We start from the raw sequence: 455 nt of genomic DNA on the forward strand, positions 1-455 counted from the left end.
GCTACCGATGGCGCTGGCGGGCGCGGGAGAATTTACGGTCGCCCATCCTTCATGCCATCTGCTGACCAATATCGCCGTGGTGGAGCGTTTCTTGCCGGTGCGGTTTGGTTTGATAGAAACAGATGGCGTAACGCGGGTGAGTATTGAATGATGTAAAGATGTAAGCCGGATCCAATGCATTATCCGGCTAAACTCACACCCCATAACCCATCATCTTCAGCAGTTTCTGCGCGTGCTGCACGGCAGCCTGACGGTGGGCGACGCCGAGTTTTTGGTACAGATTGCGGATATGCGTCTTGATGGTGGTTGCCGCCACTTCCAGTTCGCCCGCAATTTGTTCATTGCTGTAACCGGAGTAGATCAGCCCCAGGACCTGCCATTCACGTTGGGTCAACGGGCTGGTGCGGATTAGTTCTGGCACTTCCGGATGATTTAGCAGACGTTCAACGAAATTC

The 455-nt window shown here is 54.1% G+C and carries 1 protein-coding gene; it reads right to left on the bottom strand.

The window, feature by feature from the left end; all coding sequences use genetic code 11:
- Positions 1-193: 193 nt before the first annotated feature.
- On the bottom strand, positions 194-455 hold a 262-nt coding region (locus RHIZ70P_RS22655), incomplete at its 5' end, for a LuxR C-terminal-related transcriptional regulator (RefSeq protein WP_235842325.1).

It is taken from the genome of Paenirhizobium selenitireducens ATCC BAA-1503 (assembly GCF_900492185.1).
GTDB lineage: Bacteria > Pseudomonadota > Alphaproteobacteria > Rhizobiales > Rhizobiaceae > Allorhizobium > Allorhizobium selenitireducens_A.